This window comes from Burkholderia sp. KCJ3K979 (assembly GCF_016759955.1).
Taxonomy (GTDB): domain Bacteria; phylum Pseudomonadota; class Gammaproteobacteria; order Burkholderiales; family Burkholderiaceae; genus Burkholderia; species Burkholderia orbicola.
The window spans coordinates 1-13505 of sequence record NZ_JACFYV010000184.1 but is presented as its reverse complement, the minus strand read 5'-3'; the positions used below and the strand labels follow the sequence as shown (position 1 = coordinate 13505).

At 64.9% G+C, this 13505-nt stretch carries 13 protein-coding genes and 1 pseudogene; 6 read left to right on the top strand and 8 right to left on the bottom strand.

The features are described from left to right. From H3O04_RS27780 to H3O04_RS27765, 4 genes are all read left to right on the top strand, one after another. Positions 1 to 2818 (top strand): SDR family NAD(P)-dependent oxidoreductase (locus tag H3O04_RS27780; RefSeq protein ID WP_202588884.1); only part of this gene is annotated, 2818 nt, incomplete at its 5' end. Then, a complete protein-coding gene (locus tag H3O04_RS27775) occupies positions 2815 to 3732 on the top strand; it encodes a UDP-3-O-acyl N-acetylglycosamine deacetylase (RefSeq protein ID WP_202588883.1) in 918 nt (305 codons plus the stop codon). The genes H3O04_RS27780 and H3O04_RS27775, both read left to right, overlap by 4 nt. Before the next feature lie 64 nt (positions 3733 to 3796). Beyond that, positions 3797 to 5125 (top strand): aminotransferase class I/II-fold pyridoxal phosphate-dependent enzyme, encoded by a 1329-nt coding sequence (locus H3O04_RS27770; RefSeq protein WP_027807500.1) that lies wholly within the window; start codon positions 3797 to 3799, stop codon positions 5123 to 5125. Beyond that, the gene (locus tag H3O04_RS27765; protein WP_202588882.1) at positions 5122 to 5802 is read left to right on the top strand and encodes a GNAT family N-acetyltransferase; all 681 of its coding nucleotides are present in this window, start codon (positions 5122 to 5124) and stop codon (positions 5800 to 5802) included. Before H3O04_RS27770 ends, H3O04_RS27765 begins: the two co-directional genes overlap by 4 nt. A 96-nt stretch (positions 5803 to 5898) precedes the next feature. On the opposite strand, the gene cysC is transcribed toward H3O04_RS27765, so the two are convergent. The 3 genes from cysC to H3O04_RS27750 form a co-directional block, all read right to left on the bottom strand. After that, positions 5899 to 6462, bottom strand: a complete 564-nt coding sequence (gene cysC / locus H3O04_RS27760; protein WP_202588885.1) for an adenylyl-sulfate kinase — start codon at positions 6460 to 6462, stop codon at positions 5899 to 5901. A gap of 735 nt (positions 6463 to 7197) precedes the next feature. Next, positions 7198 to 8031: a class II glutamine amidotransferase gene (locus H3O04_RS27755; protein WP_054927435.1), complete on the bottom strand. Its 834-nt coding sequence runs from the start codon at positions 8029 to 8031 to the stop codon at positions 7198 to 7200. Positions 8032 to 8225: 194 nt separating this feature from the next. Then, positions 8226 to 8555 (bottom strand): carboxymuconolactone decarboxylase family protein, encoded by a 330-nt coding sequence (locus H3O04_RS27750; RefSeq protein ID WP_006484989.1) that lies wholly within the window; start codon positions 8553 to 8555, stop codon positions 8226 to 8228. Between the two features lie 129 nt (positions 8556 to 8684). Here H3O04_RS27750 and H3O04_RS27745 point away from each other — a divergent pair, with 129 nt between their 5' ends. Both H3O04_RS27745 and yiaA read left to right on the top strand, forming a co-directional pair. Further along, positions 8685 to 9632 (top strand): cupin domain-containing protein, encoded by a 948-nt coding sequence (locus tag H3O04_RS27745; protein WP_011544670.1) that lies wholly within the window; start codon positions 8685 to 8687, stop codon positions 9630 to 9632. A gap of 103 nt (positions 9633 to 9735) precedes the next feature. After that, positions 9736 to 10179: pseudogene (gene yiaA / locus H3O04_RS27740) on the top strand (inner membrane protein YiaA). Positions 10180 to 10301: 122 nt separating this feature from the next. Here yiaA and H3O04_RS27735 read toward each other — a convergent pair. The 5 genes from H3O04_RS27735 to H3O04_RS27715 all read right to left on the bottom strand — a co-directional run bounded on the left by H3O04_RS27735 (position 10302) and on the right by H3O04_RS27715 (position 13306). Further along, positions 10302 to 11336: a relaxase/mobilization nuclease domain-containing protein gene (locus tag H3O04_RS27735; protein ID WP_082409259.1), complete on the bottom strand. Its 1035-nt coding sequence runs from the start codon at positions 11334 to 11336 to the stop codon at positions 10302 to 10304. 1 nt (position 11337) lies between these two features. Continuing rightward, on the bottom strand, positions 11338 to 11655 hold the full coding sequence (locus H3O04_RS36320) for a hypothetical protein (RefSeq protein WP_226245292.1): 318 nt from the start codon (positions 11653 to 11655) through the stop codon (positions 11338 to 11340). Between the two features lie 526 nt (positions 11656 to 12181). Next, positions 12182 to 12505 carry a type II toxin-antitoxin system PemK/MazF family toxin gene (locus tag H3O04_RS27725; RefSeq protein ID WP_202588881.1) on the bottom strand — a complete coding sequence of 108 codons (324 nt, stop codon included), beginning with the start codon at positions 12503 to 12505 and terminating at the stop codon, positions 12182 to 12184. Continuing rightward, positions 12502 to 12714 carry an antitoxin MazE family protein gene (locus H3O04_RS27720; RefSeq protein WP_011544675.1) on the bottom strand — a complete coding sequence of 71 codons (213 nt, stop codon included), beginning with the start codon at positions 12712 to 12714 and terminating at the stop codon, positions 12502 to 12504. The genes H3O04_RS27725 and H3O04_RS27720 overlap by 4 nt, the downstream gene beginning before the upstream one ends. A 112-nt stretch (positions 12715 to 12826) precedes the next feature. Further along, positions 12827 to 13306, bottom strand: coding sequence for a hypothetical protein (locus H3O04_RS27715; protein ID WP_011694172.1), 480 nt, complete (start codon positions 13304 to 13306; stop codon positions 12827 to 12829). Positions 13307 to 13505 lie beyond the last annotated feature (199 nt).

Below are 13505 nucleotides of genomic sequence, written 5' to 3'. Positions count from 1 at the left end.
CGGGCAACTGACCGACGCGCTCGCGCACGCGGGCTACCCGGCCGATATCGTCGACCTCGCGCATGCGGCCGATGCCATTGCGTCGTTGCCGGCGGGGCAACCGGCGCATGTCGTGTTCTGCGCGCCGGAAACGCCGCTCGCCGACACGACGACGGGAGACGACCTGATGGCCGCGCTGCGTCACGGCGTGATCGCGCTGGCGGCGCTCGTGCGCGCGCTCGGCGCGCAACCGAACGCACGCACGCGGCTGACCGTCGTCACGCGCGGCGGCGCGCCGTTCGCCGGGGCCGCGAACGCGCATCCGGAACAGGCGACGCTGTGGGGCCTCGGTCGCGTGCTGGCGAACGAGCATCCCGAACTCGCGTGTCGCCTGATCGACGTCGATCGCACGGCGCACGGGATTCCCGATGCGCTGATTCGCGAGCTGACCGGCGCGGCGGTCGAGGAAGAAGTCGTGCTGAGCGCGCACGGGCGGCTGGTGCCGCGCATGCTGACGGCCGCACAGGCCGCGGCGCGCAGCGACGGCGCGCTTGCACGCGCGTCGGTGCTGGCGTTCGACGCACCGGGCTCGTTGCGCAATCTCGAATGGTTTGCGCTACCGGAAAGCGCGCTGGGCGACGACGAGGTGGAAATCGAACCGGTTGCCACCGGCCTGAATTTCCGCGACGTGATGTATGCGATGGGGCTGCTGTCCGATGAAGCGGTGGAGACCGGCTTTGCGGGCGCGACGATCGGCATGGAGCTGTCCGGCCGCGTCGTCCGGGTAGGCCGCGCGGTGACGGCATTCGCTGCGGGCGATGCGGTGCTCGGTTTCGCGCCGGCGTCGTTCGCGACGCGCGTCAGGACGCGCGCGCAGGCCATCGCGCCGAAACCCGAGCGTCTGTCGTTCGAGGAAGCGGCGACCGTGCCGACCACGTTCTTCACCGCGTACTACGCGCTCGTCGAACTCGCGCGGCTGCGCCGCGGCGAGCGCGTGCTCGTGCATGGCGGCGCGGGCGGCGTCGGGATCGCCGCGATCCAGCTGGCGCGCCACTTCGGCGCGGAAGTGTTCGCGACGGCCGGCAGCGACGAGAAGCGCGAGTTCGTGCGCCTGCTCGGCGCCGATCACGTGCTCGACTCGCGCAGCCTGGCGTTCGCGGACGAGATTCGCGCGATGACGGGCGGCGAGGGCATCGACATCGTGCTGAATTCGCTCGCCGGCGAGGCGATGGTGCGCAGCATCGATACGCTGCGTCCGTTCGGCCGTTTCCTCGAACTCGGCAAGCGCGATTTCTACGAAAACAGTCATATCGGGCTGCGGCCGTTCCGCAACAACATCAGCTATTTCGGCATCGATGCCGACCAGTTGATGGGCGCGTTGCCGGAGCTGACCGCGCGGCTGTTCGGCGAAGTGATGGCGCTGTTCGCGGCAGGCGTGCTGCATCCGCTGCCGTATCGCGCGTTCCCTGCCGAGCGGGCCGAGGATGCGTTCCGCTACATGCAGCAGGCGCGCCAGATCGGCAAGGTGCTCGTGACCTATCCGTCCGGCACGCCCGCGCCGACGCGCGGCGTCGCGCGGGCAGAAGCGCTCGCGCTCGATCCGCACGGCGCTTACCTGGTGGTCGGCGGCACGGGCGGCCTGGGCTTCGCGAGCGCGCGCTGGATGATCGAGCACGGCGCACGCCGGCTGACGCTGGCGAGCCGTTCCGGCGAACTCGGCGCCGCGGCGCGCGAGGAGGTCGCGCGCTGGCGCGACACGCTCGGTGTCACCGTCGACGTCGTGTCGTGCGATGTGACCGATGCCGCGGCGGTCGACGCGATGATGGCCGCGCTCGTCCGGCGCGACGTTCCGCTGAAGGGCGTGCTGCATTCCGCGATGTCGATCGACGACGGTCTCGTGCGCAATCTCGACGATGCGCGGATGGCCGCGGTGCTCGCGCCGAAGGTTGCCGGCGCGTGGAACCTGCATCGCGCGACGCGCGGGCTGCCGCTCGATCTGTTCGTCGTCTATTCGTCGGCGACCACCTATCTCGGCAATCCGGGGCAATCGAACTACGTCGCGGCCAATACTTTCCTCGAGGCGCTGGTCGAACATCGTCGCGCGGCAGGCTTGCCCGGCACGTTCATGGCCTGGGGGCCGCTCGAGGATGTCGGCTTCCTCGCACGCAACGCCGATACGCGCGAAGCGTTGCAGTCGCGGATCGGCGGTGCGTCGATCACGTCCGACGAAGCGATGGCCGCGCTCGAGCGCGTGCTGGTGGCGGGTGCGGCCGGCGAAGCGGTGGTGCGGCTCGACTGGCATGCGGTGGCACGCGGGATGCCGGCGGCGAAGGCGCGCCGGTATGCGCTGCTGCAATCGCAGGCGAAGGGGGGCGATGCGCGCGACGGCGGCACGCAACTGCGTGAAGAAGTGCTCGCCCTGCCGCGCGACGAAGCCGTCGCGCTGGTGGCGCGGACGCTGCAGGCGCAGATCGCGCGGATTCTGCATATGACGCCCGATCGCATCGCGCTCGACAAGTCGGTGCTCGACATGGGCATGGATTCGCTGATGGGGATGGAGCTCGGCCTTGCGGTCGAGGAAGCGTTCGAGGTCAAGCTGTCGGTGATGGCGATCGCCGAAGGGGCGTCGGTGACGACGCTGGCCGGCCGCATCGTCGATTCGATCGGCGCGTCGGCCGATGCCGGCTGCGATGTCGCGTCGGCGGCCGATGCCGCGCAGGAGGCCGTCGCTGCACTCGCCGCGAAGCATGCGATCGACGGTGAAGCGCGCGCGATGCTCGATGCGCAGCCGGCGCCGGTTGCCGAGCAGGTATCGCCGTCGCTGGAGGTGGCGCGGTGAGCGCGCCGACCGGCTGGGCGACGCGGCAGGGCACGCTGGCGCGCCCGCTGACGATCGACGGGCACGGCTTGCATACGGGGCGCCGGGTCGGGGTGCGGATTCTGCCCGCGCGTCCGGAAGACGGCGTGACGGGCATCGTGTTCCGTCGGGTCGAGCACGGGCGCACGCTCGCGACGCTGCCCGTCGACCCCGCGCTGCGCCGCGCGCAGCCGCTCTGCACGATGCTGCGCAATGCCGATGGCATCGGCGTACGCACGATCGAGCACCTGCTCGCGTCGCTGCTCGCGTGCGAGATCGATCACGCGATCGTCGAGCTCGACGCGGAAGAGGTGCCGATCCTCGACGGCAGCGCCACGCCATGGGTGCACGCGATCCGCGCGTGCGGCCGCGTCGCGCTCGATGCGCCGAAACGCTTCATTCGCGTGCTGCGGCCCATCGTCGTCACGGACGGCGATGGCGACCAGCGGCGCGAGATGCGGATCGAGCCGGCGTCGCGTTACGAACTGAGCGTGCGCAACGATCTGCGCGGCTTCGGCGACATGCACTGGGACGGCGCGCTGACCCCGGCCGCATTCGCGACCGACATCGCGCCGTCGCGCTCGTACGGGCGCGTGAAGTGGGCCGTGCCCGCGATCGTCGCCGGCTATCTTCGTGGTGTGCCGATCCTGCGCGGCGCGCGGCCGTCGTGCACCGCGTCGATCGTCGGCAATCGCGTGCTGGGCGGAATGCGGCTGCCCGAGGAATTCGTTCGGCACCGCGTGCTCGACCTGGTCGGCGATCTCGCACTGGCCGGCGCGCCGCTGCTCGCGCGCGTGAGCGCGCTGCGGCCGAGCCACGAGATGAATTTCCGGCTGGTCGATGCGCTATTGGCCGCGCCCGATGCATGGCAGTGGGCCGAGTTTTCCGACGCGTGACACCACGCTTTTTAAAAATACGCGGCGTAACATAGCGGCTTTTCGAGATAAAGCGAAGGAAGCAATGGCACTGGGAGAGCATCTTCGCCAGCAACTGGCGGCGAAAGCGCTGAAACGGCAACTGGAGCGCGCGACCGACGCCGCGGCGGCGCCGGGTGTGCCCGGTACGCCGGCTGCGCAGACCGCGTCGGCACGCAGCCGCTTCGAGTCGATGCCGCAGTATCAGCAGGTCCGCATCATGCGCGAGATGGGCGAGAAACTGCGGGTCGAGTCGCCGTTTTTCCGCGTGCACGACGGCGTCGCCGGGGCGACCACGCAGATCGGCGGCCGTGAATACCTGAACTTCGCCAACTACAACTATCTGGGGCTGGCCGGCGATCCGGCGGTGTCCGCGCGCGCGAAAGCCGCGATCGATCGCTACGGCACGTCGGCTTCGGCGAGCCGGATGGTCGCGGGCGAGCGTCCGGTGCAGCGCGCGCTCGAGCGCGCGCTGGCCGCGTTCTACGAGACCGACGACTGCGTCGCGTTCGTGAGCGGCCATGCGACCAACGTGACCGTGATCGGCGCGCTGTTCGGCCCCGGCGATCTGGTGGTCCACGACGCGCTCGCGCACAACAGCATCGTGCAGGGTGCGCAGTTGAGCGGAGCGAAGCGGCTGAGCTTCCCGCACAACGACTGGCAGGCGCTCGACGAGCTGCTGTCGCGCGTGCGCCGCGAATACCGGCACGTGCTGATCGCGATCGAAGGGCTGTACAGCATGGACGGCGATTTCCCCGACCTACAGCGCTTCGTCGACGTAAAGACGCGTCACGGGGCATTCCTGTTGGTCGACGAGGCCCATTCGCTCGGCGTGCTCGGCGCGACCGGCAAGGGCATTCGCGAGCATGCCGGCGTCGCGCCCGACCAGGTCGACATGTGGATGGGCACGATGAGCAAGACGCTGGCCGGCTGCGGCGGTTTCATCGCCGGCTGCCAGCCGCTCGTCGACATGCTGCGCCATCTGGCGCCGGGTTTCCTGTACAGCGTCGGGCTCGCGCCCACGCTCGCCGAAGCGTCGCTGGCGGCACTCGAACGCCTGCAGGCCGAGCCGGAGCGCGTCGCGCAGTTGCAGGCGCGCGGGCGGCAGTTCCTGACCGAGGCGCGTGCGGCCGGGCTGAATACCGGCACGAGCGCCGGGTATGCGGTCGTGCCGGTGATCACGGGGAGTTCGCTGAAGGCCGCGCAGTGGGCGAATGCGATGTTCGACGAAGGGATCAACGTGCAGCCGATCTTCTATCCGGCCGTCGAGGAAAAGGCGGCGCGCCTGCGCTTTTTCATCTGTTCGACGCATGAGCCGGAGCAGATCAGCCGGACGGTGGGCGTGTTGTCGCGCCTCGCGGGGCGCAGCGCGTGACGCAGGTCGCCGCGGTCGCGCAAGCGGTGGCGCGCGCCGGCGAGCCGGTGCGGTTTCGCGCGGCCAGTGCGAATGATGCGGCAGCATGCGCGCCGCTCGTGTTTGCGTCCGGCGTGGCCGAATTCGGCTTCTTTCTCGGCGAAAGCGACGCGCGCTGCATCGCTTTCCTGCAGCAGGCGTTCCGGTCGCGCCACGGACGCTTCTCGTGGCGCCGGCATCGGGTCGCAGTTGGGGACGATGGCGCGGTGCTCGCGGTGATGGCGATTCACGACGGACAGCGGACGACGTTCGACGACGTGCACGTCGTGTGGGCGCTCGTGCGTTTCTTCGGCGTGCGCCTCACGGTTGGCCAGTTGCTGCGCGGGTTGGTCCTGGAAACGGAACTCCCGGCGCCGAAGCGTTCACAGATCCTCGTCGCGCACTGCGCGACGGATGAACGTCAGCGCGGCACGGGTGTCTTCAGCGCGCTGTTTCGCGATGCGCTGGAGACAGGGGCGTTGCCGGGCGATGGCAGCCGTGAGGTCGTGCTCGACGTGCTGACGCGGAACGCGCGCGCCCGGGCGCTGTACGAACGCTTGGGATTCGTCGCGCTGCCGCGGCGGCGCGCGCGTTCGCGCAGGTTGCCGGGTGAGCTTGATTCGATCCGGATGCGGTTCGGGGGCCGCGGCCAACCATGAGAGTGGGCCGGTGTGGCCTAAGGCAGACAGCTCAACCGTCGCTTGCCCCAATAGCGCGAGGGTAGTCGAGCGCGGATGAGCCGGGAGGGGCCGGTATCAGTCGTTCAACGGCAATTTCTGCATGATCGCGCGCACGCATTCCAGCGGACTGGCTTCGCCCGTGCGCACGTGCACGTCGGGAAATACCGGCTTCTCGTACGTGGATTCGATGCCGGTGAACTGCCGAATGGCCCCTTGCCTTGCCAGCGCATACAGCCCCTTGGGGTCGCGCGCTTCCGCCACATCCAGCGCAACGTCGACAAAGACTTCGAAAAACATGCCCTGTGGAAAACGCGCGCGCGCTTTGGCGCGAGCCTCCTGAAACGGCGAGATCAGCGCAACGATGACGACGAGCCCGGCATCCACCATCAGGCGCGCGACCTCGGCAGTCCGACGAATATTTTCGTGGCGGTCTGCGTCGCTGAATCCAAGGTCCTGATTCAATCCTTCGCGAAGCAGGTCGCCGTCCAGCACAAAAGTCCGCAGGCCGCGCGCATCGAGTTGTTCCTTCAGCAGGTTCGACAGCGTCGATTTACCGGCACCGGAGACGCCGGTGAGCCATACCGCGAAGGCATGGTCCTGCTTCATGCTGGAAAGCACGGATTGATTACCCGTCAGCATGACAGGGAGGGAATTTTGGAGATCTTGAGTCATCTCGGATTCGATGTGCCGGTAACTGCGTCGTACTTTTTTGTGATGCGGATTCATCCGTCGGCGGATTGTAACGTGCCTTTTCTAAATTTGTAACTTGAATATTTTAATCAGGAATAAGCGCTCGCCTTCGTGCGGCACGACGTGGTTCGGCCTCCCTCTGCCCGGTAATGATTGCCGATTCGTCGTAATAATTTGAAATGAGCACGTGTCGGCGCCGAGGTAAAAGGCGCGTACAATCTCCGCCCCGTTTCATGGCCCCCCGAGTTTGGGTATGTTGTGGCCGGGCCCGATGCCATGAGGGAAGCGGGAATCGCTTGCGTCGGAATCGTTAGAAGAATGGCGACGGTCGCCCGTCGACGTGTGGCCGAATCGCTCGGCACATATGTCGTCGACCGTGTTTCGATTATCGCCCCCGTTCCTCGCGGGTATGAAATCGCAAGAGTATTAATTTTTTATTCGGCGAACACGGAGAGGGAGCGCGTGCGGGGCTCGCTTCGTGATGAGGCTCTGTCGCTCATTATCGAATGGGGATTATTCGGTGCGTGCTGGCCGATTATCTTTGTCGGGCGACGATTGGCATCCCTTCTGATTGCATCGGTAGTCCCAAGCGTCGCTCCTTAAAACCGGATCGCCGCAATTGTCTTATCGCGTGGAAGTATCCGGTGCCCTGAATATGCTCGCTTTCGTCAGGACTGCCGCATGTCACTTGTGCCGCGGCCCGAACGGCCGCTGCTGCACATCGGCGCCATGCGCGACGATCGCCATGCCCTCCGGCACTTCCTCCCACGCGCCGCGCAGGTCGACGAGCGGCTCCGACACGACCATGAACGCATCATCGCCGGCTTCGGCGATACGCGGGTTATGCGGATACAGCTCGTGCAGATGCTTGAACGACGTACTGTGAAACAGCGAGCGCGATTGCCGTTCGCTCGAGTAACGCACCGCGACGATCCGTTCGCCATCGGTCGCGCAGATCGTCATGTTGAGCGGATCGGCGACGCGATGCCGCGTGGCGGTTTCCTCGACCACGCCGACCATCCGTTCGAGCGCCGGCAGCGGCGCCTGCTCGAGACCGTACGTCAGCGCGAGGCGGAACATCAGCTCGGAATCGGTCGAGCCTTCGAGCGTCGGGAATAGCGCCGGGTCGACCTTCATCGTCAGGTCGCGGCGCAGCTTGTGGAAGTCGCGGATCAGCCCGTTGTGCGCGAATAGCCAGCGGCCGTGGCGGAACGGGTGGCAGTTGGTTTCCTGCACGGGCGTGTCGGTCGCCGCGCGGATGTGTGCGATGAACATCCGCGAGCGGATCGCACGCGCGGCTTCGCGCAGGTTGCGGTCGTTCCATGCGGGATGCACGGAGCGATAGCGGAACGGGAGTTCGTCGGGATGCCCGTACCAGCCGATGCCGAAGCCGTCGCCATTGGTGGTCGTGGCGCCCAGCTCCGAATGCAGGCTCTGGTCGATCAGCGAATGCTTCGCGCGGAACAGCACGGTTTCCAGATGGATCGGATTACCCGTATAGGCGAGCCAGCGGCACATGGAGCGCTCCTTCACGATGTATCGTTCGCGCATGGTAGCCGACTCCGCGACGTCGCCGCGTCCGGGCGGCTCACCCACAATCGTCATACGTGGCGGCCGCCTCCGCGCGATACGCGACCGCGCGACCATGTGGCTCGGCGCCATGCAATGCAGCAGTTCGGTGCGGCACGTGGGCCGTGCCGCACCGTGCCGGCTCAGTCGCCGAGCGCGTCCATCACACGCGCCGAATAGACGAGCGCCGCACCCGCATTCAACGCGATCGCGACGCCGAGCGCCTCCGCCACTTCCTCCTTGGTCGCGCCATGCTTGGCCGCTTCGGCCGTATGCACGGCGATACAGCCGTCGCAGCGCGTCGTGACGGCCACCGCGAGCGCGATCAGCTCACGGGTTTTCGCGTCGAGATGGCCGGTCTTGGCGCCCGCGCCGGACAGCGCCTTGTAGCCAGCCAGCGTATCGGGCGACAGCTTGGCGATGTCGCCGATACGCGTCGAGAGTTCCTTCCGGTATTCGTTCCAGTTCAGCATGATGCGTCCTTGTCGAGAAGAGTGAGGAGGGCGGCGGGTGCCGCGATCTCGGGCGATGCAAGGCTATTCTGATCGCTCGCGCTGAGGGTTTCGATACGCTAGAGTGTCAATTTTTAGCGTAATCGTCTCATGGATGCATTGAGTCAACTGCTGTCGCTGGGTCGCAGCCATGTCGAACTCGATGTGCGCTGTCTGCTCGACGGCCCGTTCGCGATGCCGCACGACCCGCTGCCACCCGGCGAGGCGGCATTCCATCTGGTGCTGGCCGGAACCTGCCGGCTGCGTGCCGCCGCTGGGCGCACGCTGCAACTCGCCGAGGGCGATTTCGTGCTGCTGCCCGCAGGCGGCGGGCACGATCTGCTCGACGCAGGGGGCGGCCGCTCGAAGCCACTCGTGCCGTTGCGCGATTCGCGCGTCGGCGACGGCGCGGTGCTGCCGGTCAAGTCGAATCTCGATCCGGTCGAACCGCGCAGCGCGAGCGTGGATCTGCTCTGCGGACGGTTCGTCTATGCGCGCGGCGCGGGCGAACTGCTGATGCGTACGCTGCCGCAGGTGTTGCACGTCGGGTTGCGCGACACCTCGGGGGCCGCGCCGCTGCAATTGCTGACGAGTGTGCTGCGTACCGAGGCGTCGAACGTGCAGCCGGGTGCCGGCGCGATCGTGAATGCGCTCGGGCAGGCGCTGCTGGCGTATGCGCTGCGCGCGTACGGTCGTGGTGCGCGCGTACCGTCCGGCTGGCTCGCGCTCGCGGCCGATGCGCGGCTGGGCCCGTCGGTCCACGCCGTGCTGCAGGCGCCGGCGCAACCGTGGACCGTCGAATCGCTCGGCGCCGCGGCGGCGATGTCGCGCGCGACCTACGCGCGGCATTTCCGCGAGAAGGCGGGGATGAGCGTCGGCGCGTTCGTCGCGCAGATCCGGATGATGCATGCATGCGCGCTGCTGCAGGACACGCAGCGCGGACAGGCGGAAATCGGGCAGGCAGTCGGTTACCAGTCTGAGGCCGCGTTCGGCAAGGCGTTTCGCGCGGTGCTGGGCACGACGCCGGGGCGTTGGCGGCGCGCGCGGCGCGAAACGTGAGCGTGCAAGCACGCCTGCCGTGACGCGCGTCAAAGCTGCTACCATGCGCGAAACGCAGTTCAACGAAAACGATTTCGAACAACAAGAAAGAGAGGGCACAGCAATGAACCAGACCACCATCCAGCAACCGTCGTTCGCGTTCGTGGCCGCATCGTGGGCCGCACTGCTCGCCGGTTTCGCGGCGTTCCTGATCGGGCTCTGGAACGCCGGCATGCAGCTCAACGAGAAGGGCTATTACTTCACCGTGCTGGTGTTCGGTCTTTACGCGGCGATCTCGCTGCAGAAGAGCGTGCGCGACCGCGCGGAAGGCATTCCCGTCACGGGCATCTACTACGGCCTCAGCTGGATCGCGCTGCTGCTGTCGATCGCGCTGCTGGTCGTCGGCCTTTTCAACGCGACGCTGCAGTTGAGCGAGAAGGGCTTTTATGCGATGTCGTTCGTGCTCGCGCTGTTCGGCTCGGTGGCTGTGTAGAAGAACACGCGCGACTTGCAGAACGCGAAGCCGCGTTATATCGACGCCGATTCCGCGCAGTCAATTCAAGAGTGACGACTTTCGGGGCGTGCGCCGCCGAAGCCGTCTGCTGAGCGATGATGTCCGCGATGGCCGCATTCGTCGGTGTGCCGCGGGTTCACTGTCCTTTGTTCATGTGCCCTTGTGGCGGTCGGTCATCAGCGCTCAACATCTAATGATGGCAGGCGACTTCTGTCCAGTTGCAGGTCTGGTACCGCTGGTGAACGACCTCGCTCCGTCGACTGGGTCGGCCATGGCAGTGAGCCCGGGACTTGCGGCCTGTTCGTTGGGCCCAGTGAACAAATGGGCATTTGCCGTACGAACTCTACGACGCCTATCGCCATTGCCCGATCTTTAGGGACATTGGAGTTAGCCAATGTGCGTGCAATTTGGTGCCAGGCGCTCAAGGTTTCGATATGTGCTTTCCACAAGTCATGGCGCGTCCTGTCGTCGATTACGGGAGAGCGTATTGGGGTCTCTTGTAGCGTTCCCCAAACAGCTGCCTGCTTCGAAAGACGCCGCGTTTGGCCGCGTACCATTCTGGGCGTTGCATTTGCGTCGACGCCGCGTGCGCGAAGTTGTTGGGCGAAGGCTTCTCGCCATTGATGCAAATCTCGTTTGCGTGGATTGAGCCGCCGGCCGTCCGGACCACGGGTGTGAACGCTCATATGTACGTGGGGATGTGCCTCGTCATCGTGTTTCGCGAAGACATACGGACGTCCGTCACCAAAAGTTTCGTGTGCAAATGCCCGTGCCGCGTCCCATACTGCCTGGCGGTCGGTACCCGGGGGCATCGATAGCAAGACGTTGAGAGTCTCTCGACGTTTGCTTTCTTGAGGGATGCCCCATCCGCCTACATGCCATTGTTCGATCAGAGCATCCAATGCCTGCTTTCCGGCAATCAGGCATTCGTCCTGGTCCTCCAGTTCGACACAACCGTCGCGCGAAATGTACTTCAAGTGACGACGGACGACGCTCATTCCCTGCGGACCGGATGCCCTATTGCTGATCTTGACCATCACTTCGGAGGCGCCTCGAAGTGTCATCATCAGCTTCTCGCGCAGATGCATTGCGTCTCGGTGGAACGCCCACTCCGAAAGGCGCGGCGGCTGAACATGCCGTAGGGGATCGTGAAACAGGCGATCTCCCCAGTTGAGCAAAAGTTCGTCGACATAGACTCTCGGAAAAGACATATCACCGGCTCCAGCGATCGAGGTTTCTGCGCAGCAGCTTCGCCACGGTACGTAGATGGGCGTCGATCGTGGCACGGATTTGCTCTCCATCGAGCCCGTCTATACACCCGGTTGCGTTGACGTGTCTTGCAAGCTCGCCCAGCTGCCTCCGAATTACCGCGAGCTGTTGGTTTGATTCGGCGAGAAGCGTCAATTCTCGGTTACCCAGCTGCGGTTCGTCCGTCAGGTATGCGCGGATCAGTGCCACAATCCATCGATTTGCCGTGAAGCCGTCAAGATAGGCCGCACTTTTTACGCGTGCGAGCTCGGCGTGGGTCAACGCGATCCCAATTTGTTTGCATGGGCCTTGTCGTGGCGGTAGGGGCTGATGTGGCTGCGGTCGATTTGTAGCGTTTGCAATGACCTTCGCAACGAACTGCCGCAAACCCTCGCTGGGTGTCAGGCCACGCTGTGCACAATATGCGTCCCACTCCCGCTTTAGCGGGCCGAGTTCAACGCTTAGTCTGGCTCGGGCTTGTTTGCTCATGTTCGGCGCATGTTGGAAGCGGTGTGGTGCGCGGATAGCGACGACGGTAACGACGCATTGCAAGCGCGTCGCTTACCCGACCTTGCAAGGCACGCTGATGGATCGCTGCACTGGTTCGAATCTACGGAGGGAGTACCAGCGTGGCAACTGGGTAGGTTTGGCGTTGACAGGCGTACGCACGGCGACCATAGTGCGCAGTTGTCTCCGGCAAACAAAAAGGTCGCGATCAAGGGCGGTAAGTGCCGACTGTCACTGATGCAGTGATCGGAGAGGGGGCCTTGTCTTGTACTGAAATCCGCCCGCTGTTTTTGCGGCTCGGTTACGCTAGTCCTAGAAAAACGAGTAGCGAACGATTGACGGCAACCATCAGTTCATCTTCGAGGTGGCCGATGGGGCGACCGATTTTCTCGCGGCGCACGGTGAACATTTTGTCTACGGCAATCTGGGACGGCATGCGCAAGCCGTTCTGCTCGGATGGGACAACAGTAATGCGTATCAAGGGCGCATCGACCATTGAGCTCGACATTAGCAGCAACGTTACACTGGGATGTTCGGTAAACAGGTCCGACTGCACCACGAGCGCCGGCCGAGCCTTGCCGAAATCACCTTGGAGCGCGACTGTGACAATGCTCCCTCGATTCATTGTGAGTGTCCGAGGTCCGTAGCCTGTTCAATGAAATCGAGCAGATCGTTCTCGTCGATGCTCTGGTGGACCATGCGCGATTGCCGAGCGCATTCATCGGCGAAACCCGGCCGGCGGACGTCGGGCACCCATATCTGAATTGGGCGTAGCCCGGCCGCACGAAGATTCTCGCGGTGAATTCGAACACGCTCCGAAGTGGTAGCTGCCATTGTGGCCTCCTGTTACATGTAACGAAGGATACAGCGTTACATGTAACGGTTCAATGAAAGATGGCCTTTTTTGACCAGTCCGTTGAATGGGGCGCGACGCCTGGAGACTGAGTTAGGGGGCGAACCTATCCGTCGAACATCGATCGTTTTGTGCTTCGATCGCGACACGGACGAGCGGACTACCGTTGACAGGGGAGCTTGGGGGTTCGATACGCAGCAAAAAGTCGAAGTACTGTTCCGTGAGCTTCCCGAGCTGTTCCTGTGCAGCGCCGAGCCTGAGCAGACATTGTGCATCCCAGTTCATACCGACAACGAGCTCGCTCGTCACACCATTCCATTCGCTAATGAGAATCGCGGCGACGCGGGCGTTTTCCTCGGCAAACCGCTCCACGCGTTGCTCGATATAGCGCACGTCGTCACGCACCAGCGTGCCCGAGATCCGCAGTGCGACAGTGTGGGCAATCTTGTCGTGCTTCGCATACACCGTGGCGATACCTCCTAGATGGCGGGATACGCGATCGAGTTGCTCGTCTTCCAAATCGTCCTGCACGGCCAGAGCGCCGGTCAGGACATAAGGCGCTACCTCTTTCATGCTGAACCTCCGTTGGTTTGATTCCATACCGCTGCAGTTGGCGCTCCAATGTTGGTGGGCCCGTACGCTAGCTGTGAAGCTTCAATAGGTTGTATCGATGGTTCATCCGGACTGAGTCTGGGAGACTGGAAGTCGCCAAACACCCAACCTTCCAGGAACCCAGCCGGATGAACACCCATAAGAATGCCCGACTCACTTT

What these genes read in the sequence shown, in the direction of transcription:
- H3O04_RS27770 (WP_027807500.1), top strand. Translation starts at nt 3,797, where the DNA reads ATGGCACTGGGAGAGCATCTTCGCCAGCAACTGGCGGCGAAAGCGCTG.
- cysC (WP_202588885.1), bottom strand. Translation starts at nt 6,462, where the DNA reads ATGCTGACGGGTAATCAATCCGTGCTTTCCAGCATGAAGCAGGACCAT.
- H3O04_RS27755 (WP_054927435.1), bottom strand. Translation starts at nt 8,031, where the DNA reads ATGTGCCGCTGGCTCGCCTATACGGGTAATCCGATCCATCTGGAAACC.
- H3O04_RS27750 (WP_006484989.1), bottom strand. Translation starts at nt 8,555, where the DNA reads ATGCTGAACTGGAACGAATACCGGAAGGAACTCTCGACGCGTATCGGC.
- H3O04_RS27745 (WP_011544670.1), top strand. Translation starts at nt 8,685, where the DNA reads ATGGATGCATTGAGTCAACTGCTGTCGCTGGGTCGCAGCCATGTCGAA.
- H3O04_RS27735 (WP_082409259.1), bottom strand. Translation starts at nt 11,336, where the DNA reads ATGTCTTTTCCGAGAGTCTATGTCGACGAACTTTTGCTCAACTGGGGA.
- H3O04_RS27725 (WP_202588881.1), bottom strand. Translation starts at nt 12,505, where the DNA reads ATGAATCGAGGGAGCATTGTCACAGTCGCGCTCCAAGGTGATTTCGGC.
- H3O04_RS27720 (WP_011544675.1), bottom strand. Translation starts at nt 12,714, where the DNA reads ATGGCAGCTACCACTTCGGAGCGTGTTCGAATTCACCGCGAGAATCTT.
- H3O04_RS27715 (WP_011694172.1), bottom strand. Translation starts at nt 13,306, where the DNA reads ATGAAAGAGGTAGCGCCTTATGTCCTGACCGGCGCTCTGGCCGTGCAG.